The organism is Fibrobacter sp. UWR2, from assembly GCF_002210285.1.
GTDB lineage: Bacteria > Fibrobacterota > Fibrobacteria > Fibrobacterales > Fibrobacteraceae > Fibrobacter.
The window spans coordinates 560,232-580,098 of record NZ_MWQE01000001.1 but is presented as its reverse complement, the minus strand read 5'-3'; the positions used below and the strand labels follow the sequence as shown (position 1 = coordinate 580,098).

Below are 19,867 nucleotides of genomic sequence, written 5' to 3'. Positions count from 1 at the left end.
TTCTTTTGCATCGCCTGCACCATCGCCAATATCGCCCCCTAACCAAGAAACTCATTTTTTACTAAATTTGGCGCCTATGAATCCGAATGGCGCCATTATTGTTCAGAGCAACCTCGAAATCATGGTCGAGGTCGATTCCCCCTCCTACGAAGCGGCACGCGATGCGATTGCACCCTTCACCGAGCTGGTTAAGAGCCCCGAGCACCTGCACACCTACAAGATTTCGCACCTGAGCCTGTGGAACGCCGCGGCGACCGGGCTCCGCGCGCCCGAAGTACTGGAACGCCTCGAATCCCAGAGCCGCTACCCCATCCCGCAGAGCGTCATTACCGAGATCGAAGACTACATGGCCCGCTACGGCCTGCTGCGCCTCAAGAAGGACGACTGTGGCAACCTCATCATGGAATCCGACGACAAGATCATGTTCGTCGAAATCTGCAAGTTGCCCGAAGTCGCCGAATACGTGAAGGAATTCATCGACGACACGCACGCAATAATGGACGGTGAACGCCGTGGCCACATCAAGATGGCCCTCACGAACGCCGGGTTCCCGGTCGAGGACCTCGCGGGCTACACCGTGGGCGACCCGCTCCCCATCAACCTGAGGAAGACGACCCTTTCGGGCAAGGCGTTCGAACTACGCGACTACCAGAAGGAAGCCGCACAGATCTTCTATGCAAGCGGTTCCGAGAAGGGCGGTTCGGGCGTGATCGTGCTCCCCTGCGGTTCAGGCAAGACAGTGATTGGCCTTGCCACGATGGCGCTCATCCAGACCAAGACACTCATCCTGACCCCGAACATTTCGGCAAGCCGCCAGTGGATCCGCGAAATCTGCGACAAGACCGACCTCACCATCGACCAGGTGAAGGAATACTCCGGCGAAATCAAGGAAATCGGCCCGGTGACCGTCGCGACCTACCAGATTCTGACGCAGAGGAAGCGCGTCAAGAAAGACGAAAACGCAAGCACTACCGAAGACCTCGAGATGAGCGACGAAGAAGTCAAGAAGGAACTTGCCAACTTCCCGCTCTTCAGCCAGCAGAAATGGGGCCTCATGATTTACGACGAGGTGCACCTGCTCCCTGCCCCGGTGTTCCGCCTGAGTACCGAAATGCAGGCGACCCGCCGCCTTGGCCTTACGGCGACGCTCGTGCGCGAAGACCACAAGGAAACGGAAGTATTCAGCCTTATCGGACCCAAGAAGTACGATATCCCGTGGCGCATTCTCGAAGCGCAGGGCTGGATTGCGACCGCCGACTGTAACGAGATCCGCATCCCGATGGAAGCGGAACTCAAGATGAAGTACGCCCTCGCGCCTATCCGCGAGAAGATTACGCTCGCAAGCACGAACCCCGAGAAGACGGACATTGTGGAACGCCTTCTCAAGCATTTCGACAAGCCCGACGACCGCGTACTGATTATCGGGCAGTACATCGACCAGCTCGAAGCCCTCTCCGACGACCTGCAGATTCCGCTCATCACGGGCAAGACCCCGAACAAGGAGCGCGAACGCCTGTACGCCGCCTTCCGCGACGGAAGCCAGAAGAACCTCATGGTTTCGAAGGTTGGCAACTTCGCCATCGACCTGCCTGACGCCAACGTGCTTATCCAGGTTTCGGGAACGTTCGGAAGCCGCCAGGAAGAAGCCCAGCGACTCGGCCGCGTGCTGCGCCCCAAGAGCGACGGCGGTGCGGCGCACTTCTACAGCATCGTTACGCAGGATTCCAAGGAACAGGAATTCGCAATGAACCGCCAGCTGTTTCTCACCGAGCAGGGTTACGCCTACAAGATCATCAAGCGCGGCGACTGGGATGTCCTATCGCGCACGCCCGAAGAACTCGCCGCCAGGGGATAGCCCGAAAGGCAGTTCCCTCCGCCAAAGCGACTATACGACAAATCCCGAAAGCAGAAGCTTTCGGGACTTGTCTTTCTGTAGGAGTATGGATAAACTTCGACTAGACCTTGGAATTGGCGGCCTTGCTGGCGTCGAAACCCAGTTCGTCGCAGTAATCGCCATCATCACAATCGCTGGCGCTCAGCAGGCAAGCCTGGTGTTTGAGGTCGACGATTTCCATTTTCGGAGCCTGATATTCTTTCTTCATCATTTTTCTTCTCCCAATAATTACTTCTGGATAGTCTTCTTGCCGACAAACATGCCCTTGTTTTCGGGCTTCCCATTGAGCTTGCGGCCATTCAGGTCATACCAGCCGTTCACCTTCGTGATTTCGCCGGTAGCCATGTTCCAGCGGACCATGCGGGTCGTGCCGCCTTCACCGTCAATAAGCAAAACATCGATTGTCTCGGGAAGTTCAGCCGGGCTTGCACTCTTGGCAAGCGACTTGGTGCCCATATATTTCAGATAGGCGCGCAACGGAGCCACGGAAGCACCGGAACCGACCTTGACAAACTGGCCGGCCTTGACCTCACCCTTGTCCTTGGCGGCATAGCCGTAGACTGTACCCAGATCTGGGTGGTATTCTTCCCACTGGATGTACGAATACGTACCTTCGAGAGACCAGTCACTCTGTCCGCTTTCACTATTGTAGATTTGGACATTCGTAATCAGATGCTGTCTCGGGGTATCATCCAAATCGGTCTGCGAAGTGAAAGTGATTTCCTTGATATCGCTGCAAGCTTCCTTTTCGGTATCGGCAATCATCAGCATGGGCTTCTTGGCGTTACCGGTCCCCTTCGAATTCTTCGCGGTAAAATTCCACTTACCGCTCTTGTCCTTGCCCATCTGCACCGGTTCATACAACTTGACACAATCGCTCTTCAGGCTGTAATCAAGCGGAAGCACGATGGTAGAGTTGGCAGCCAGTTTCGTATTGCGTTCAACGACAACGTTGTAGGGCTTCTTGGCGTTCGTACTCACGCACTCTTTTGCATAAGAGGTGATTTCCACAGTTGCAGAATCCTTATTGAACGATTCCAGGTAAAGCGTGTTGTTGGACTTATAGAAAACACCGCCATCAAATTCACAATCAGGCGTTCCAGTGGGCCTTTCCGCCCATGCGGCAGACACAAGGCCAAAGACAAGTGCAGCGCTCAAGGTTGTAAGAATATTCTTATTCATTGTTCCTCCTTTTCAAAGGCGTGCCAAATCTAGCAATTGCCTAATGCGCGGCAACATCTTTTTTTCTTACAAATTAAGGCTCCCCTCAGCGGGAAGCCTTTGTTACTTTGTACAACTTTTATTTAGTTTGCTTTTAGTTTCTTTTTACTTTCTTTTTTGTTTATTTTTCCATGACAATCAGTTCAGGCTCTCCACGGCCAGGGAGAGGCCTGAAGATCTTCACCATCGTCTCGGTCGGTGGACGGTTGAACCCGCTCGTCTCGCAAACAAAGAGGAAATTCGTACCGGCAACGACCTGTGTCGCGACACTCAGCGGGCGCAGCTTCAGGTAGGCGTAATCCTTTGTCGCGGCGGCAAACACCGCAGAATCTTCCGCCGTAAGCGGGCGCTGGTCAGAATAGCCTCCCATGAGCATCTCGTCCGTCTTGCCCGCGGCAAGGTTCGCGAGGAACGTTTCCACTTCGGCCTTCGCAATCGAATCGCCATCGTCCCTGGACATGCGCTTGTTAGAAACACCCATCGCAAGCGTCACGTTTGCATTCGGTTCAAGCGTCTTGAGTTCGGCAGCAGACGCCTTGCGTCCGCCACTTCCGTATGTGCAGAACGGCACGACCACCTTGCCCGAAAGGTCGTTCGAATCGAGGAACGTGTAAATCGGCGGGGCAAAACTCCCGAACATGATGGGGTACCCCAGATAGACCGTATCGTACTTCGCAAGGTCGAGTCTTGCGTTGGCAAGTTCCGGCCACTGCTTGCTTTCGCGCTGGGCACCCACCGCGGCAATCGTGCTATCGTACGTCGAGGGGTAAGCGTTCACCAGCTGGAGTTCAATTTCGTCGGCTTTCACCGCCTGCTGCAGGACCCCAGCAAGTTTTTTCGTGGTTCCCGTCTGCGAATAATACACGACAACCGACTTCGACGCAACAGGCTTTGCCGCCTCTGCAGCAGGCTGTGCGTTACCCTCGCCCGCCTTGGACTGTTCCTGCCCCTGATTGCAAGCACACAGCGCAAACGCGGCTGCCACCATCAAACCGATTCTATACTTCATAGGAATCCTCCGGTTTTTTTTCAATTATAATATTTTCGTGGGGCTATTGCGCCACGGGCGAAACAATTTATTTTTTACAAGAAATTCCCTCTGAGATCGCGAAAAATCGCTAAAAACGGACAATTAAAAAATCGGAACTTTTTGTTTCAGTTTGTTTACACCTTTCCCTATATTTTTAGAGTATTTTTATAATAGTGGATTAGGGCAAAACAAGGAGTAACAATGAAAAAGAGACTTACAATCTCTGGTCTCGCGCTTGGCGTGACCCTTCTTGGCGTTGGCTTCTCAACCACCTTCGCCGCAGATGAAACCCTAAGATCCCTCGCCGAAAAAAACGGCATCTACATCGGCGCCATTCTGAACTCGCAGTGGTTTGGTGGCGGCCTTCCAGGCAACTACGAACAAATTCACAAGACGCAATTTAATATTGTCGTCGCCGAAAACGAGATGAAGTTCGACGCGACCGAACCTAGCGAAAACAGGTTCAGTTACGGCAACGGTGACAAGATGGTCAAGTACGCGAAGCAGAACGGCATGCGCATCCGCGGCCACGCCCTCGCCTGGCATAGCCAAGTCCCGAACTGGGTAAACAACTACAAGAACGACAAGAAAAAATTGCTCTCCGTTCTCAAGAACCACATCAACAACGTGGTCGGCCACTGGAAAGGCCAGGTGGACGAATGGGACGTGGTGAACGAGGCCATCAGCAACAACGAGCCCCAGTGGCGCGGTTACTCCGTATGGTACCAGGGAATCGGCCCCGAGTTCATTGACTCTGCCTTCGTGTGGGCGCACGCCGCCGACCCCGATGCGGAACTCTGCTACAACGACTATAACCTCGAGCAGGGTGTCAACCCGAAAGCCAAGGCAGGGTTCTTGCTGGAACAGGTGAAGCGCTGGGTCGCAAACGGCATTCCTATCCATTGCGTGGGTTCACAGACGCACGTCGAGGACACCACTACCGACAAGCACTTTATCGGTTCGCCGGACAGCCTCCGCTCGCTTGCCAGGGAACTTGCAAAGCTCAACATCAAGCTGAAAATCACCGAGCTCGATATCGGATTCAAGAGCGGCATCAACGTGAGCCAGAGCGACCTCGAACGCCAGGGAAAGACCTTCCGTGAATACCTGGACATTATCCTCGAAGAGCCGAATGCGGACACGTACCTGATCTGGGGCGTATCTGACAAATGGAGCTGGCTTGGCGGGCTCAACAGGCAAAAAGGACTTATCTACGACGACAACTTGAAACCGAAGCCGGCATTCGACAGCATTATGGTGAGGCTCCAAAACTTCGAGCCACCGCAGGACACCGCCGCTACAGATACGACTGCAAACGATACGACCGTCACCGACACGACCAAGAAGGACACGACTGTGCAGGACACCTCCATCGCGATTCCGCAGACTGCAGGCCCGGGCAGTGTCACCATGCACGTTGCCGGACATACACTGTTCATTACCGGCATGAAGTCCGCGAAGGTCGACGTGTTCGATATGCAGGGTCGCCCGGTATTCAGCGGCAAGTGCGAAAAGGGCGCTGTCGACCTGAACGTCGCCGAAGGGCTCTACATGGTGCGTGTGCGCGAAGGTTCTAGAAACCTAGTGCAAAAAATCGCCATAAAATAAGACATTACACCTCTACACTAAAAGGCTGCGACTCCAGTCGTAGCCTTTTTCCGTATTTTAAACAGGCAAAACAACGACTTACAACACTTTTGCCGCGCCCGACGGCCTTTTTCTCCTTTTTTGGGTTTATTTTTAGCAAAAAATCGGAGAGAACGATGACATTCAAAAAATCCGCAATAGGAATCGCACTCGGCGCAACCCTCTTGGGCGCAGGATTCACCAGCGCCATTGCCGCAGAACCGACCATCAGGGAACTCGCCAAGGAACGCGGCCGCTTTATCGGCACCATCCTGAACAGCGAATGGTTCAACGACGATATCGAACCGGAATTCGAAGAAATTCACAAGACGCAGTTCAACGTGGTCGTTGCGGAAAACGAAATGAAGTTCGACGCCACCGAACCGGCCGAAAACGAATTCAACTTCACCAAGGGCGACAAGATGGTCGAATACGCGAAGGCGAACAAGATTCGCGTGCGCGGCCACGCCCTCGCCTGGCACAGCCAGGTTGCCGCATGGGTCAGCAGCAACTACGCCGGGCAAAAGGAGAAACTGCTCGCCGTCCTCAAGAACCACATCGAGAAGGTAGTGGGGCATTACAAGGGACAGGTCGCCGAATGGGACGTAGTGAACGAGGCCATAAACGACGAGTATAACGCCGACTGGCGCTCCAGCGGTTCCGTATGGTACGAAGGCATCGGCGCCGAGTTCCTCGATTCCGCATTTGTCTGGGCGCACAAAGCCGACCCGAATGCAGAACTCTGCTACAACGACTATTCCCTCGAATGGGGGCTGCGCGAAGGCTCCAAGGCAAGCTTTGTCGTGGAACAGGTGAAACGCTGGAAAAAGAACGGCATTCCCATCACCTGCGTAGGCACGCAGACGCACATCGAGATTGCGCACGAAACGACACCGCAGAATGTCCGCGCCCTCGCCAAGGCGTTCGCCGAACTCGGCGTGACGCTCAACATCACCGAACTTGACATCGGATTCCCGAAAGGAGAATCCGGCAAACTCACCGCCGCCGACTATGCAAAGCAGGGACATCTGTATCGCCAGTTCATGGACGTGTTCCTCGAAGAACCGAATATGGGCGAATTCGTAATCTGGGGACTGACCGATGCGCACAGCTGGCTCGACGAGCAGCAGGGCAAGACGGAAGGCCTCCTCTACGACAAGCAATACAAGCCCAAGCCCGCTTATGACAGCATCATGGTAAGCCTCAAGGAACACCCGGCCGCAAATGTCGTCTCCCCGTATAGCGACATAGAAATCGTCGACCCGATAGACACCACCGGGACGGATTCGACCGACGTCGGGGACTCAACTATTGCGGTTAGGACGGTCGCCGGCCTTGCCGGTAGCCTTTCCATGCATGTTTCCGGACACACACTGTTTATCGCAGGCGCAAAGGCAGCGAAGGTCGACGTGTTCGACATGCAGGGCCGCTCGGTATTCAGCGGCAAGTGTGAAAAGGGTTTCGTTGAATTGAACGGCATTCCGGAAGGGCTCTACGTGGCACGTGTGCGCTCTGGGTCGGCAAGTTTGGCGAAACGTATCGCCATCAAGTAAAAAAAATGCTATCTTTGGCGCGACTTGTGCAGGTTGCACAGGCATTTAACGGAGGCTAAAATGGCTCTACAGTTCTACAACACCGCATCGCGCAAGAAAGAAGTATTCACTCTCCCGGAAGGCGTTCCCGCCGTGCGCATGTACTGTTGTGGCCCGACGGTGTACCATTTCGCCCACATCGGTAACCTCCGCACCTACATTTTCGAAGACTTTTTGGTCCGTACGCTCAAGTACTACGGCTACAAGGTGAACCACATCGTGAACATCACCGACGTGGGCCACCTCACCAGCGACGCCGACTCCGGCGACGACAAGATGGAAAAGGGAGCCGCCCGCGAAGGCAAGTCCGTCTGGGACATCGCGAAGTTCTACACCGACGCGTTTATGGCCGACTGGCACCGCCTCAACATCCAGGAACCGACCCGCTGGACGCCGGCGACACAGCACATCCAGGAACAGATTGACCTGGTGAAGACCCTCGAAGAAAAGGGCTACACCTACCGCACCAGCGACGGCATCTACTTCGACAGCCTCAAGTTCCCGCGCTATGCCGACTTTGCCCGCCTCGACGTGGAAAACCTCCGCAAGGGTAGCCGTATCGACATGGGCGAAAAGAAGAACGCCACCGACTTTGCCCTGTGGAAGTTCAGCCCGAAGGACAAGAAGCGCGCTATGGAATGGGACAGCCCGTGGGGTGTCGGTTTCCCCGGCTGGCACATCGAATGCTCCGCCATGGCCATGAAGTACAACGGCCCGACCCTCGACATTCACTGCGGCGGTACCGACCACATCCGCGTGCACCACACGAACGAAATCGCCCAGAGCGAATGCGCCAACGGCGTAACGTTCGCCCGCTTCTGGATGCACGGCGAATTCCTGCGCACCGCTAGCGAAGAAAAGTTGGAAGACGGCACGACCGAACAGAAGTTCGGCAAGATGAGCAAGTCCAGCGGCGAATTCCTGACGGTTTCGCTCCTCATGGATCGCGGCTTCAACCCGCTCGACTACCGCTTCTTCGCGATTGGCAGCCACTACCGCAACTACCTGAACTTCACGTGGGAAGCTTTGGAAGGCGCCAAGGAAGGCCTGAAGAGCTTGCACAAGAAGACGGACCCGCTGATCGGTAAGGCCACCGCGATTACAAGCGAAGCCGCCAAGGCATTCCAGCAGGAATTCAAGGACGCCATCGGCGACGACCTGAACATGCCGCGCGCCCTCGGTATCATGAACACGATGCTCAAGAGCGATATCGATGACGGCGAGAAGGCTGCACTCGTGGCCGACTTCGACCAGATTTTCGGTTTGAAGCTCGACGAGCCCCGCGAAGAATACGCCAAGAAGGGTGCCAACGACGGCGTCGATGTCGCGAAGATTGAAGCGCTGATTGCCGCCCGTAAGGAAGCGCGCGCCGCCAAGAACTGGGCCGAAAGTGACCGCATCCGCGACGAACTCGCCGCGATGAATGTTGTCATCAAGGACAGCAAGGAAGGCACGACCTGGGAAATAAAGGCGTAATAGACTAGAATCAAGGGATGACGGCTGCGAGAAGCGCCGCCACCTAATCGTCATGGCGGCCCCAGAGCCGCCATCTCCTTTTTTATATTAACGGTATGAACATCAAGCAATTTGTCGTGAACCCCTTCGGCGTGAACTGCTTTATCCTGAGCAACGACGCCGGCGATGCGATTCTCATCGACCCGAGTGTCTGCAACGAGCGCGAAGAAGCGGCGTTGGCGAACTATATTGCCACAAACAACCTGACCGTGCGCCACCTGCTGAACACGCACCTGCACCTGGACCATGTGCTGGGCAATGCGTTTGTCGCCAAGACTTATGGGGTGCAGCCCGAGGCTCACGAAGAAGACGCCTTCCTGCTTGACCTGCAAGAAGAACAGAGCCAGATGTTCGGCCTCCCGATGCGCTCCCCTTCGCCCGGACTCGGCAACTTCCTTGCCGAGGGCGATGCCGTCGAGGTGCCCGGTATCAAGTTGCAGGTTTTCCACATCGCAGGGCACTCCCCCGGCGGCATCGCGTTTTACTGCGAAAACCCGGGCGAAGTGAACGGGCAGAAAGATGTTCCTCCCCTGCTGTTCCCCGGCGATATCATGTTTGCAGGCAGCCGCGGGCGCAGCGACCTCTTCGGCGGGGATGACGATGCACTTGTAAACGGAATCAAGAGCAAACTGCTCACGCTCCCGAAAGAGACAGTCGTTTTCCCCGGACACGGACCGATGACAAGCATCGGGGATGAGAGGCGATGGTACTAGGCAACCAAACAAGAATCGGGTGGATTGACGAGTTCAAGGGATTCATCCTGTTGCTCGTCTGCCTATACCATGTGGAACAGTCGTTCCCGCAGGCGCAAATGGGCATGTTGCACCTGAGCGCGCTCCGCATGTCGGCCTTCTTCTTCATCTCGGGAATGCTTTTCAGCACGCGGCGCTTCGGCAATTTCATGGATTACTTTATCCACAAGACGCGTGTCCTGCTCGTTCCCTATATATTGCTTTCGCTCCTTTTCCTCGCGCTTGACCCGGTCTTGTACAACTTCGACCTGTTCCCGAAGGCGCCGCGCATGACCGTCATGAACATCCGCCCGCATATTGCGAGCGTCTGGGACTACATCTACTGGAACCTCGCGAAGATTTTCGTAGCAGGAAAATCCTCCATCGGGTCGGGGCCGCTCTGGTTCGTGTTCACGCTGTATTCCGTGAGCCTTATATTTTACGGGGTTCAAAAGATCTTTCCGAGACGCGCCATCTTCTTCGTTTCACTGGCAAGCCTCGCCGGCGGTTGGATCCTGTACGCAAACCACATCCGTCTGCCGCTCGGGATTGAGCGCGACTTGACCGTACTGTTCTTCTTTGCAAACGGCTGGCTGTGCAAGGGCTTGTTAAAAGGCGGAAATGACAATAAAAGGAACGCCTTATTGGCAGCAGCGACCATCGTCTCTTTCGCCGCCTACGCCTATCTCGAAGTTCCAGACCCGAACTTCAGCATCATGAACAACGACCTCGGAAAAGACCTGCGGATTTTTGTCGCCAGTTCCTTCTTCGGCATCGCGGGCCTTATAGGAACATTCGTTCTCGCCGACAGGCTGCCGAACGCAGTCCCCGTCCGATTCGCAAAGGGAATACTCCGCAACATCTCGCGCAACGCACTCGTCATCCTCGCCGTGCACTGGTACACCCTGCTCGTGATGCGGCTACTGTTCAAGACCGAAATCAACAGGCCGGGAATCGCCTACCTTGCCATCCCCGTCGTCATCGCGGTCGTGATTGGAGCCATTCCGCTATTCCGCTGCAAGCTCTACAAACTTCTCGGCAAACAAAAAATTAGCGCCCGCGAAAGCCTAAATATTAAAGACTAGCGGGCAGCGCATTTTATACTCAAATTTCGCGCGTATCTCGTAAGCGCAAAAAAAATCAGAGGTAGCTCTTGTTCATGCGCGGGACTTCCGTCTCGTGCTGTTTCTTCGGCACATACACCTTGATGGCATAGACGTTCTGTTCCGTCTCCGCCACAATGTCGCCTTCCTGTAGGTCCTCGTACAGCTCGATTTCTATTTCCACGCCGTCGCGGGCAATGCAGCGCACCGACCGCGCCGTGAGTTCCTCGCGCAAGAGCGGGACATCGACAACCTTCTTGTAGGTTCCGTGATGTGTGGTTCCGAGAATCCTGTTGCAAAACATGCCCCAAATTTAACTACATTTTGCCACATGAAAAACAAGCTCTTCGTGATGAGCGCCGCGAGCGGCGCGGGCAAGACCACCCTCAAGGACAAGGTCATCGGCGAATTCCCGGACATCGTGTATTCCATCTCGGCAACGACGCGCAAGCCCCGCGAAGGCGAAGTCGACGGCGTGCACTACTTCTTCAAGACGAAGGAAGAGTTCGAGCAGATGATCAAGGACGACGCGCTGGTGGAATACAACCTGGTGCACGGCAACTACTACGGCACGCCCAAGTTCTTCGTGGAAGACATGCTCAAGCAGGGCAAGCGCGTCCTGTTCGACATCGACGTGTTCGGCAAGGTGAACTTCGACAAGGTCTACCCCGAGGCGACGGGCATCCTTATCCTCCCACCGAGCGAGGAGGAACTCGAACGCAGGCTCCGCGGGCGCGGTACCGACAGCGAGGAGGTCATCCAGACGCGCCTCCACAACGCAAAAAAGGAGATGGAATTCGCAAAAACGCAGGGAAAATACGAGTTCACTATCGTGAACGACGACCTCGAGAAGGCCGCAAACGAGCTCCGGGCCATCCTCAAGGGCGAGGCGAAATAGTTCAAATTTTGGCGATTTTGACAAAATTTCGCCATTTTTTGTAATTTTGTACGTTAGTTTGTATGTAAAGAACGGAAAAATTTACATTTCCGTCCTTTACACACAAATGGTTTATTTCTATATTGCCCCTGCAAAAACAACAACCCCCGTCTAACGGGAACCCCAACAAAGAGGTTAAAATGGCAACTGTTATCCGTCTCGCTCGCTTCGGCAAGCGCCACAACCCGATCTACCGCGCCATCGTCATCGACAACCGCAAGGCTCGTGACGACAGCTTTATCGAACAGGTCGGTTTCTACAACCCGAACATGAAGAAGGCCGAAATCCGTTTCGATCAGGAAAAGGTCCTCAAGTGGCTCTCCGTCGGTGCCCAGCCGTCCGACACCGTCCGCAACCTCCTGAAGCAGGTCGGCATCCTCGACTTGTTCCACGAGATCAAGGCCGGCCGTTCCATCGAAGGCAAGACCGCCACTCCGCGTGCCGAAAAGAAGAAGGCCGTGAAGCTCGGCCCCAAGGCCCTCGCCAAGATTGAAGCCGAAAAGGCTGCCAAGGAAGCCGCCGCTGCTGAAGCTGCCGCTGCCGCCGAAGCTCCGGCCGAAGCCGCTGCCGAGGCTCCTGCCGAAGCATAATCTTGCTTTTCTAAAGAGTCCTGTGCCCCGCGCACGGGACTTTTTTTATCCCGCGAACGCAACCAAACCCGCACCTAACACGTACTAACCGATGTCTGATTCCGAAGAGTACATAACCGTCTGCCAGCTCATGCGCACGCATGGCGTGAAGGGTTACATCAAGGCGATGCCCCTCACCCACGACATTACGCGCCACAAGAGCCTTAAGGACGTGCGCCTGAAGAAGACGAACGGCGAGGAACTGGACCTGCGTATCGAGGATTCCAAGCAGGCGAACGACATCTGGCTCTTGAAGTTCGAAGGCTACGACACGCCCGAATCGCTCGTACATTTCGTGAACGGCGACGTGATGATTCCCGAGTCCGAGAGGCTCCCCGCACCCGAGGGCGAGTACTACATCGACGACCTGGAAGGCTACCGCGTCCATACGGAAGACGGCCGCGACATCGGCGAAGTCCTCTCCGTAGAAGAACTCCCGACGGTCAACGCGTTCAATATCAGGTTCGACGAGGCATTCCAGTCCGAATTCAGCAAGAAGCCGGTCTTCGCCCCGTGGATTGACGACTGTGTGCTCGACATCGACGACGAAGGCGAGTTCATCGTGTGCGACGCGGCCTACCTTAAGGCGCTCTGCCCCGAGGACCACAGTTCCGAGGCTCGCCCGGAAAGCGACGGGGAGGCATGATGGTCATCGACTGCATCACCATATTCCCCGAGATGTTTTCCCCGATGAAGCAGTCCATCATGGGCCGCGCACAGGCAAAGGGCCTGCTGGAATTCAACACGGTCTACCTGCGCGACTTCGCGATAAACGACTACGGCCAGGTGGACGACGTGCCCTACGGGGGCGAACCGGGCATGGTGCTCCGGCCCGAACCGCTCGCCGCCGCTATCCGCAGCACAGGCGTGAAGCAGGACGGCGGAAAGGTCATCTACCTCACGGCAGACGGCGTGCCCTTCACGCACAAGATCGCAGAGGAACTCTCGCAAGAGAGCCACCTGGTACTCGTGTGCGGGCACTACAAGGGCATCGACGACCGCATACGCCAGACCGAGGTCGACATGGAGATTTCCATAGGCGATTTCGTGGTCAGCGGCGGCGAACTGCCCGCAATGCTGGTGACCGACGCAGTCGTGAGGCTCATCGACGGCGCCCTCGGGAACCGCGAAAGCGGCGATACCGATTCCTTCGCGCAGGGCGTACTGGGATGGCCGGTCTACACGCGTCCGGAGGAATTCGAGGGCAAAAAAGTGCCCGAAGTGCTCCTTTCGGGCCATCACAAGAACATTTCTGAATGGCGGAAGCAGGAATCCCTGAAAAGAACGCAGGAAAGACGCCCCGACATCCTTGAAAAAATCAAATTAAATGCTAAATTTGGCGACAAATAATTAAGAGGTACACATTATGTCCCTGAACATCGAAGCTATCCATAGCGAAAACGTTAAGTCCGACGTGCCCGCCTTCCGCGCTGGCGATACCGTCACTGTCAACGTCAAGGTCATTGAAGGCACCAAGGAACGTATCCAGCCGTTCAAGGGTGTTGTCATCCAGCTCAAGAACTCGGGCGTTTCCAAGACGCTCACCGTCCGCAAGATGTCCGGCTCCGTTGCCGTCGAACGCATCTTCCCGGTGAACAGCCCCCGTATCGACTCCATCGTTCTCGACCGCGCCGGTAAGGTCCGCCAGTCTCGCATCTACTACATGCGCAACCTCCGCGGCAAGGCTGCCCGTATCGAAGAACGCGAAGCCTAATTAGGCTTCAAAGGGTCTTTTCCCGATGAACGGGAATTCCCGACAGCAAGTTATCCCGCCCACGCGCTCCCGCGTGAAGGCGGGTTTTGTTGTATACTCTCCGGACTCAGGCAACCGCGAACTGGTCATCCTGGACGAAGGTGAACTTGTCGCCGTCGACAAGTCGGGTGGCATGCGCGATATCAAGTTCCACATGCACGCGGGCGACATCGTCGGCGTAGCCTCCCTCTTCGAAAACGAGCCATTCCGCTACACCATTGAGGCGGCCGAGGATTCCACGGTCACCATCATTTCTGAGGAATGCCTGGAATCCGAACTCAAGAATATCCCCCTCTGGCTGCTCGCCATCATCCGGAGCCTTTCCGTCAACACGCGCCTGCACAAGGAATCCGCACGCAAGACCCCCGTAGAGAACACACTGATGAGTCTCGCGGAATACTGCGCACATCTCGACTCGGGCGTGAAGTACCCCGTCGACACGCTCACCCGCGAATTCAACTGGCTCACCCGCATCCCGCCCGTGACCATCAAAGCCGACCTCAAGGCACTCCTGCGCCGCAACTTCATCGGGCTCATAAAGGAAGGTGACACGCTCCAGCTGGTCGTCCACAACGCCATGCTCCTGCAGATCTATTCGGACTACCTGTACGCCCGCGAAGAAGGGCTCGTATGGGAACCGCTCCGCCTGAGCCTCCCGCAAAAGCGCATCCTGGTGCACCTTACCACGCTAAAGGAAGGCGTCGAGATGGAAGCTCCCGAATGGATTCGCCTCCTGAACGAACGCGAACTGCCCATCGACGTGGCCCAGTGGATTACGCTGCAGGATCTCGGATGCTTCAAGCAGGGACTCTCGAACAAGTTCCACGTGGACATGAAGAAGATCGAATACTTCCTTACAGCGCTGCGCTACGACTCTAACCTGAGGGGGGCCGTCTGATGCAAGTCCGAGAAGGCGAATACCTGTTCCTCGAAGGCGACAAGGGTACAAGCCTCGTCGTAGTCAAGTCGGGCATGCTGGTCGGCATGTCCAAGCAACTGCGCCAGAGGCACTGGCGCAATTTCGGGCCAGGTTCCATCATCGGGGAATTCAGCCTGCTCGAAAGCAAGCCCAGGGAATACACCCTGCGCGCTGCAGAGAACAGCGAAGTCATCTTCATCGAGCAGTCGGCGCTCCAGCGCGAACTCGAACTCAAGCCGGGCTGGTTCCAGTCGACGCTTTCGTTCCTCGCAAACCACTGCCATATCGCCGAAGAAAACCAGAAAAAGAGCAAGATAGTGCAGGCCCTTCCCGCACTGCTGTTCCTATTCAGCAAGCATCTCGAGGCAAGCGGTTCAGACAACATAACGCTCGCTCTCCTCCAGAAAAAGATGCTCATGCTGGACAACACAGAATTTTCCGAAACCGAGAGACTCCTACAGTTGCTCGAGGAATTCGGCATACTCAAAATCGAAGGCGAAACCGTACGCGTATCGAACCTGCAGATTATCCCGCTCCTGTACGAGGCACTCCGTTACCGGGCAATCAATAAGCAGGTATCACCCAATATACTCTCTATCACGGAACAGCTCGTACTCACCTCCTTCGTAAAGGCCGTAAGCGAGAACGGCATTTCGATCAAGAGCGGGCACGCCACAGTCAGCAAGGAACTTTTCCAACAGCAGGCAAAGAAGACCATGTTCGGGAGCACGCTTTCCATGCGTACGCTCGCACCACTCCTGCAAAGCGGCATGCTGCAGTCCGAACCTGCCTTCAACGAGAATTCCAGCCTCGACTCCATCGAGAGCATATCTGGCGACTTCGACAGGATACTCGACCTGCTCGAACTGAACCGCATTTTCCCGCTACTAGACAAGAAACTCGTATAGCGGATTTTCTATATTTACGCACGAAATAAACATTCACCTTAAAATAAGGCCTAACATGAAACTTTCCGCACTCCTCGTGACCCTTTCCTCCATCGCCGCTTTCGCACAGGAAGCCGCAGAATCCGCCGAACAGCAGCCCGGTGGCGGCATCACGGGATTCCTTCCCATTATCCTCCTGTTCGTCGTGATGTGGCTCTTCTTCATCCGCCCGCAGAGCAAGGAAAGGAAGAAGATGGAAGAAATGCGCAAGGCCCTCAAGAAGGGTGACAAGATTATCACCACGGCCGGCATCATCGGAACCATCACCTCCATCGAAGACAATTCGAACATCATTACCGTCCGCACGGGTTCCACTACGTTTATCGACTTCGACAAGTCTGCCATCGTCCGCGTGATGAACGCCGAGACCGAAGAGAAGAAGTAATCCGCGACAAGGAACAAGATAAATGGCGATTCTCCCTATCCGCATTTACGGTGACCCGGTGCTCCGCAAGAAGAGCGAGCCGATTACCGAAATCACTCCGGAACTGCGCCAGCTGGCACAGGACATGCTTGAAACCATGTACGACGCGCCGGGCTGCGGCCTTGCCGCCCCGCAGATAGGCAGGAACATCCGCCTCGTGGTCATCGACACGGCCATCCCCGGCGAGGAGGACCCGCGCCCCTATATCATGTTCAACCCGGAATGGGAAGCAGAAGAAGACGCGAAGCCCACGGACTACGACGAAGGCTGCCTCTCGCTTCCGGACATCTTCTGCAACGTGGTACGCCCCGACAAGGTGTGCGTCCGCTTTTTCGACATCAACGGCGAGCCGCAAGAAATCCATAACTGCGAAGGGCTCTTTGCCCGCTGCATCCAGCACGAGACGGATCACCTGAACGGCGACCTGTTCGTCGACAAGATTTCTACGGCAGACCGCACGATGAACCAGTCCAAGCTTCGCAAGATGGCGAAAGAGACCCAGGCGAAGCTGAAGAAGAAATAAAAGTACTCCGGAGTACACGTGCTTACGCTCCGGTCCATCATCGCGATATCCATTTTCGCCTCGTTCGCGCCAAACGCGGTTAATGCGTTTGCTGCCGAAGATGATTTCGAGCTGCCGGATCTCCCCACACCTAAAGAGGCTCCTAAAGACACTTCTAAAGAAGCGGCTAAAGATGTGCCGGCGAAAAATGCGGCTAAAGATATTTCTAAAGATGTGTCTAAAGATGTGCCGGCGAAAAATGTGCCGGAGCAATCGGATTACGACGGCCCCGTAAACTTCGCGCCCATCGAGGCTTCAAGCGTCTCCGACGGCAAAGGCGCCTCGAACAGCAGCGGAAAAATCGTCCCGAAGAAAATTCCCGAAGACCTGAACCGCCCCCTGCAAGTAGGCGTGTACATCGGCGTAAAGGAACTCTACCTGAAACTCGAAGGCGAGACCATACACATGACGCCATCGGGCAACATGGTAAAATTCCAGGGCAAGGAAAACTCCGTCACGCTCGACAACAAGGAAATCTACGGAGAAGGGAACTGCATTTCCATCGCGCCGACTAAAAAGGAACTTGCCATCGCCTGCTACCCCGGGCACTTCTACGTAAGCGCAAGCAAGGGGCTCATAAACGCAGTGAACGTGGTCGACGTAGAAGACTACCTGCGCGGAGTCGTGCCTTACGAAATAGGCAAGCTCGACAGCAGCCGCTTTAGCGCGCTCGAATCGCAGGCAATTGCCGCACGCACGTACGCCTACAAGCATTTCGGCAGTCGCGAATCCATGGGGTTCGACGTTTACGCCGACACCAAGGACCAAGTGTACAAAGGCCTGCAGAGCGCAACCCCGCTCACCGACAGTGCCGTGAAGGCGACCGCCGGAATCGTGATGACCTACAACGGCGAATTCATCATCGCCTACTACCATTCCACCTGCGGGGGCGAAACGGAAACGCTTGCTACCTGGGAACGCCCCAACCTGCCCTACCTGCAAAGCAAGCCCGACCTGCGCAAAGACGGAACGCCGTGGTGCAGCGAATCGAGCTACAGCAAGTGGGAACGCAAGTTCGGCGAAAAGGAACTGGAATCGCTTGTAAAGAAGAACGCAAAAGAAGCAAAGGCAAAAGCCCCAGACTTCAAGAGGATTAAGAACATTACTGTCAAGGACACTCTCGCGAGCGGCAGAATCTTAACGCTCGTCGTCGACACGGACAAAGGTAAGTTTGATGTCAAGGGCGACAAAGTCCGCTGGCTTTTCAAGAAGAACGGGGCCATCCTTCCGTCATCCTTTTTCAGGATTGCAAACAAGAAAAGCGAATGGATAATCACCGGCAAAGGCTTCGGGCACGGAGTCGGCATGTGCCAGATGGGTGTACGCGGCCGTAGCGCCGCAGGCCAGGACTTCGCGACAATCCTTACGCACTATTACCCCGGAATCACGCTGGAGCGGTTCGAGAAATGATCTCCGAAAGTCCGGTATTTGCCGTAATCAGCCAGGGGTGTGCAGCAAACTTCGGGGACGGGGAACGCATCGCACGCGCTCTTTCTGCAGGGCACCCGAATTGCCATGTAATCTTCCATCTACCCGGCGTTCAAGATGCCACAAAACGCGCTCCTGCTTTACAGGATATGCCGGACGCCATCTACCTGAACGTCTGTACCGTCAAGGGAAACGCGGGCGCACTGAAGTTGCTACGTACTGCGTTCGAGATGTTCCCAGATGTGCCGTTGTTCATCACGGGTTGCGCACCGAAGGACTTCCGCGAAGAAGCCCTGAAAATCGCACCGCAAGTCAAGTTCACAAGCCTCGCCGACATCGCCATTCCGAGGCCACAGGACAACGCAGCAAACGTCATTCTGAGTGCGGAGCACGAAGAATCCAGGCCTACAAAGTCAAGTACTCTGCGCGAATCGCCCTATGTAGGCATCGTGAACATCGAGGAGGGCTGCCTCGATGCCTGCGCCTTCTGTAGCACGCACCTCGTGAAGGGGCGTCTCAGGAGCTTTGCACCCGAAGTCATAGAACAGCAGGTCCGCGACCTCGTCGCAGACGGTTGCACCGAAATACAGCTTACCGGCCAGGACTGTGCCTGCTACGGGTTCGATATCGGCACAGACCTCGCCATCCTCACTCAAGGCATTCTTGCGCATGTTCCCGGCAACTACCGGATTCGCCTAGGCATGGGTAACCCGCGGCACCTATTCGGTTACGCAGACTCCTTGCTCGAATGCTTCCAGGACAATCGCCTCTACAAGTTCATCCACATTCCCGTACAGAGCGGGAGCGACAATGTCCTGAAGGCGATGAACCGGAGGCACACCGCAAGCGACTTCCGCCACCTCGCCGAAGAATTCAACACGCGATTCCCGCTAGCGACCCTCAGTACCGACCTGATTGTAGGCTACCCCGGCGAAACGGACAGCGACTTCCGCAAAACACTGCGGCTGCTTGAAGAAACCCGCCCGACGGTCTGCAACATCACCCGCTTTGTCGCCCGGCCCGGAACGGGCGCCGCGCGGATGGAGGCCGATGCAAACCTCCGCATACCGGATAGCGTCAAACACGAACGTTCCGCCATACTGGCAGAAGCCTTCCAGAAGATAGCCCGCGGGAACAATATCCCGTGGGTCGGCAAGACCTGTGACGTGGTGGTCGAAAAGCCCGGGCATCGCGCAGGCACCTCCATCGCGCGGAACGAGGCCTACCGCCCGGTAGCCCTCGTGGGCGACATCCCTGCAGGCACACGCCTTACTGCACGCATTACTGGCGCAGAACCGTTCGCACTCATCGGCGAAGCCAACATTTAAAACCAACATTAAAAAAGCAGTTTATTATTCGTCCTGCAGTTTAAAGGAAGCCCGTAGGGACTAACAGTCACTAGGGCATCCTCCCGCAGTTCATTTCATACAAGCGTAAAAGCGATAAGCCATTTTCTACCGGAGCCCTCGCTTATTCTTGGCGGAGCAGCATGTCGAAGCTTGTTGCGAGAGTGAGCGCAAACCATAGTATTTATTCAACATCTAGCGCGAACGGAT

At 55.6% G+C, this 19,867-nt stretch carries 21 protein-coding genes; 17 read left to right on the top strand and 4 right to left on the bottom strand.

Translation table 11 applies throughout. The features are described from left to right. Positions 1-76: 76 nt before the first annotated feature. The gene (locus B7994_RS02315) at positions 77-1,855 is read left to right on the top strand and encodes a DNA repair helicase XPB (protein ID WP_088636852.1); all 1,779 of its coding nucleotides are present in this window, start codon (positions 77-79) and stop codon (positions 1,853-1,855) included. A 100-nt stretch (positions 1,856-1,955) separates the two neighbouring features. Here the strand turns inward: B7994_RS02315 and B7994_RS14015 are convergent, their stop codons facing one another. The 3 genes from B7994_RS14015 to B7994_RS02305 form a co-directional block, all read right to left on the bottom strand. Beyond that, complete coding sequence (locus tag B7994_RS14015) at positions 1,956-2,105, bottom strand: hypothetical protein (protein ID WP_158213045.1); 150 nt, start codon at positions 2,103-2,105, stop codon at positions 1,956-1,958. A 17-nt stretch (positions 2,106-2,122) separates the two neighbouring features. Continuing rightward, positions 2,123-3,076 (bottom strand): hypothetical protein, encoded by a 954-nt coding sequence (locus tag B7994_RS02310; RefSeq protein ID WP_088636851.1) that lies wholly within the window; start codon positions 3,074-3,076, stop codon positions 2,123-2,125. Between the two features lie 160 nt (positions 3,077-3,236). Further along, positions 3,237-4,124 carry a flavodoxin gene (locus B7994_RS02305; protein WP_088636850.1) on the bottom strand — a complete coding sequence of 296 codons (888 nt, stop codon included), beginning with the start codon at positions 4,122-4,124 and terminating at the stop codon, positions 3,237-3,239. Between the two features lie 222 nt (positions 4,125-4,346). On the opposite strand from B7994_RS02305, the gene B7994_RS02300 reads away from it, so the two are divergent. From B7994_RS02300 to B7994_RS02280, 5 genes are all read left to right on the top strand, one after another. Continuing rightward, positions 4,347-5,753 (top strand): endo-1,4-beta-xylanase, encoded by a 1,407-nt coding sequence (locus tag B7994_RS02300; RefSeq protein ID WP_088636849.1) that lies wholly within the window; start codon positions 4,347-4,349, stop codon positions 5,751-5,753. Between the two features lie 155 nt (positions 5,754-5,908). Continuing rightward, positions 5,909-7,324 carry an endo-1,4-beta-xylanase gene (locus B7994_RS02295; RefSeq protein ID WP_088636848.1) on the top strand — a complete coding sequence of 472 codons (1,416 nt, stop codon included), beginning with the start codon at positions 5,909-5,911 and terminating at the stop codon, positions 7,322-7,324. 60 nt (positions 7,325-7,384) lie between these two features. Beyond that, positions 7,385-8,839, top strand: a complete 1,455-nt coding sequence (cysS, locus tag B7994_RS02290; protein ID WP_088636847.1) for a cysteine--tRNA ligase — start codon at positions 7,385-7,387, stop codon at positions 8,837-8,839. 95 nt (positions 8,840-8,934) lie between these two features. Continuing rightward, entirely contained in the window at positions 8,935-9,591 is a 657-nt protein-coding gene (locus B7994_RS02285; RefSeq protein WP_088636846.1) for an MBL fold metallo-hydrolase, read from the top strand. After that, positions 9,582-10,694, top strand: coding sequence for an acyltransferase (locus tag B7994_RS02280; protein WP_088636845.1), 1,113 nt, complete (start codon positions 9,582-9,584; stop codon positions 10,692-10,694). The genes B7994_RS02285 and B7994_RS02280 overlap by 10 nt, the downstream gene beginning before the upstream one ends. Before the next feature lie 55 nt (positions 10,695-10,749). Here the strand turns inward: B7994_RS02280 and B7994_RS02275 are convergent, their stop codons facing one another. Next, positions 10,750-11,016: a hypothetical protein gene (locus B7994_RS02275; protein ID WP_088636844.1), complete on the bottom strand. Its 267-nt coding sequence runs from the start codon at positions 11,014-11,016 to the stop codon at positions 10,750-10,752. A gap of 27 nt (positions 11,017-11,043) precedes the next feature. Between B7994_RS02275 and gmk the strand changes: the two genes are divergently transcribed. The 11 genes from gmk to B7994_RS02220 all read left to right on the top strand — a co-directional run bounded on the left by gmk (position 11,044) and on the right by B7994_RS02220 (position 19,639). Beyond that, positions 11,044-11,610, top strand: coding sequence for a guanylate kinase (gmk, locus tag B7994_RS02270; RefSeq protein ID WP_088636843.1), 567 nt, complete (start codon positions 11,044-11,046; stop codon positions 11,608-11,610). Positions 11,611-11,789: 179 nt separating this feature from the next. Further along, entirely contained in the window at positions 11,790-12,239 is a 450-nt protein-coding gene (rpsP, locus tag B7994_RS14375) for a 30S ribosomal protein S16 (RefSeq protein ID WP_088636842.1), read from the top strand. A gap of 91 nt (positions 12,240-12,330) precedes the next feature. Continuing rightward, positions 12,331-12,924: a ribosome maturation factor RimM gene (gene rimM, locus B7994_RS02260; RefSeq protein ID WP_088636841.1), complete on the top strand. Its 594-nt coding sequence runs from the start codon at positions 12,331-12,333 to the stop codon at positions 12,922-12,924. Further along, entirely contained in the window at positions 12,924-13,628 is a 705-nt protein-coding gene (gene trmD, locus B7994_RS02255) for a tRNA (guanosine(37)-N1)-methyltransferase TrmD (protein WP_088636840.1), read from the top strand. The genes rimM and trmD overlap by 1 nt, the downstream gene beginning before the upstream one ends. 16 nt (positions 13,629-13,644) lie before the next feature. Continuing rightward, complete coding sequence (gene rplS, locus B7994_RS02250; RefSeq protein ID WP_088636839.1) at positions 13,645-13,992, top strand: 50S ribosomal protein L19; 348 nt, start codon at positions 13,645-13,647, stop codon at positions 13,990-13,992. A 25-nt stretch (positions 13,993-14,017) separates the two neighbouring features. Beyond that, on the top strand, positions 14,018-14,929 hold the full coding sequence (locus B7994_RS02245) for a cyclic nucleotide-binding domain-containing protein (RefSeq protein WP_088636838.1): 912 nt from the start codon (positions 14,018-14,020) through the stop codon (positions 14,927-14,929). Beyond that, positions 14,929-15,858: a Crp/Fnr family transcriptional regulator gene (locus B7994_RS02240; protein ID WP_088636837.1), complete on the top strand. Its 930-nt coding sequence runs from the start codon at positions 14,929-14,931 to the stop codon at positions 15,856-15,858. The genes B7994_RS02245 and B7994_RS02240 overlap by 1 nt, the downstream gene beginning before the upstream one ends. Positions 15,859-15,913: 55 nt before the next feature. Then, the gene (gene yajC, locus B7994_RS02235) at positions 15,914-16,282 is read left to right on the top strand and encodes a preprotein translocase subunit YajC (RefSeq protein WP_088636836.1); all 369 of its coding nucleotides are present in this window, start codon (positions 15,914-15,916) and stop codon (positions 16,280-16,282) included. Between the two features lie 22 nt (positions 16,283-16,304). After that, positions 16,305-16,844 (top strand): peptide deformylase, encoded by a 540-nt coding sequence (def, locus tag B7994_RS02230; protein WP_088636835.1) that lies wholly within the window; start codon positions 16,305-16,307, stop codon positions 16,842-16,844. Positions 16,845-16,862: 18 nt separating this feature from the next. Beyond that, complete coding sequence (locus B7994_RS02225) at positions 16,863-18,293, top strand: SpoIID/LytB domain-containing protein (protein WP_233142947.1); 1,431 nt, start codon at positions 16,863-16,865, stop codon at positions 18,291-18,293. Beyond that, the gene (locus B7994_RS02220) at positions 18,290-19,639 is read left to right on the top strand and encodes a MiaB/RimO family radical SAM methylthiotransferase (protein WP_088636834.1); all 1,350 of its coding nucleotides are present in this window, start codon (positions 18,290-18,292) and stop codon (positions 19,637-19,639) included. Before B7994_RS02225 ends, B7994_RS02220 begins: the two co-directional genes overlap by 4 nt. Positions 19,640-19,867 lie beyond the last annotated feature (228 nt).

Excerpts from the sequence above, each read along its gene's own strand:
- def (WP_088636835.1), top strand. The coding sequence starts at position 16,305 with ATGGCGATTCTCCCTATCCGCATTTACGGTGACCCGGTGCTCCGCAAG.
- B7994_RS02315 (WP_088636852.1), top strand. The coding sequence starts at position 77 with ATGAATCCGAATGGCGCCATTATTGTTCAGAGCAACCTCGAAATCATG.
- B7994_RS02220 (WP_088636834.1), top strand. The coding sequence starts at position 18,290 with ATGATCTCCGAAAGTCCGGTATTTGCCGTAATCAGCCAGGGGTGTGCA.
- trmD (WP_088636840.1), top strand. The coding sequence starts at position 12,924 with ATGGTCATCGACTGCATCACCATATTCCCCGAGATGTTTTCCCCGATG.
- B7994_RS02245 (WP_088636838.1), top strand. The coding sequence starts at position 14,018 with ATGAACGGGAATTCCCGACAGCAAGTTATCCCGCCCACGCGCTCCCGC.
- gmk (WP_088636843.1), top strand. The coding sequence starts at position 11,044 with ATGAAAAACAAGCTCTTCGTGATGAGCGCCGCGAGCGGCGCGGGCAAG.
- B7994_RS02275 (WP_088636844.1), bottom strand. The coding sequence starts at position 11,016 with ATGTTTTGCAACAGGATTCTCGGAACCACACATCACGGAACCTACAAG.
- B7994_RS02280 (WP_088636845.1), top strand. The coding sequence starts at position 9,582 with ATGGTACTAGGCAACCAAACAAGAATCGGGTGGATTGACGAGTTCAAG.
- B7994_RS02295 (WP_088636848.1), top strand. The coding sequence starts at position 5,909 with ATGACATTCAAAAAATCCGCAATAGGAATCGCACTCGGCGCAACCCTC.
- B7994_RS02305 (WP_088636850.1), bottom strand. The coding sequence starts at position 4,124 with ATGAAGTATAGAATCGGTTTGATGGTGGCAGCCGCGTTTGCGCTGTGT.
- B7994_RS02310 (WP_088636851.1), bottom strand. The coding sequence starts at position 3,076 with ATGAATAAGAATATTCTTACAACCTTGAGCGCTGCACTTGTCTTTGGC.
- rplS (WP_088636839.1), top strand. The coding sequence starts at position 13,645 with ATGTCCCTGAACATCGAAGCTATCCATAGCGAAAACGTTAAGTCCGAC.
- yajC (WP_088636836.1), top strand. The coding sequence starts at position 15,914 with ATGAAACTTTCCGCACTCCTCGTGACCCTTTCCTCCATCGCCGCTTTC.
- rimM (WP_088636841.1), top strand. The coding sequence starts at position 12,331 with ATGTCTGATTCCGAAGAGTACATAACCGTCTGCCAGCTCATGCGCACG.
- cysS (WP_088636847.1), top strand. The coding sequence starts at position 7,385 with ATGGCTCTACAGTTCTACAACACCGCATCGCGCAAGAAAGAAGTATTC.
- rpsP (WP_088636842.1), top strand. The coding sequence starts at position 11,790 with ATGGCAACTGTTATCCGTCTCGCTCGCTTCGGCAAGCGCCACAACCCG.
- B7994_RS14015 (WP_158213045.1), bottom strand. The coding sequence starts at position 2,105 with ATGATGAAGAAAGAATATCAGGCTCCGAAAATGGAAATCGTCGACCTC.
- B7994_RS02285 (WP_088636846.1), top strand. The coding sequence starts at position 8,935 with ATGAACATCAAGCAATTTGTCGTGAACCCCTTCGGCGTGAACTGCTTT.
- B7994_RS02240 (WP_088636837.1), top strand. The coding sequence starts at position 14,929 with ATGCAAGTCCGAGAAGGCGAATACCTGTTCCTCGAAGGCGACAAGGGT.
- B7994_RS02300 (WP_088636849.1), top strand. The coding sequence starts at position 4,347 with ATGAAAAAGAGACTTACAATCTCTGGTCTCGCGCTTGGCGTGACCCTT.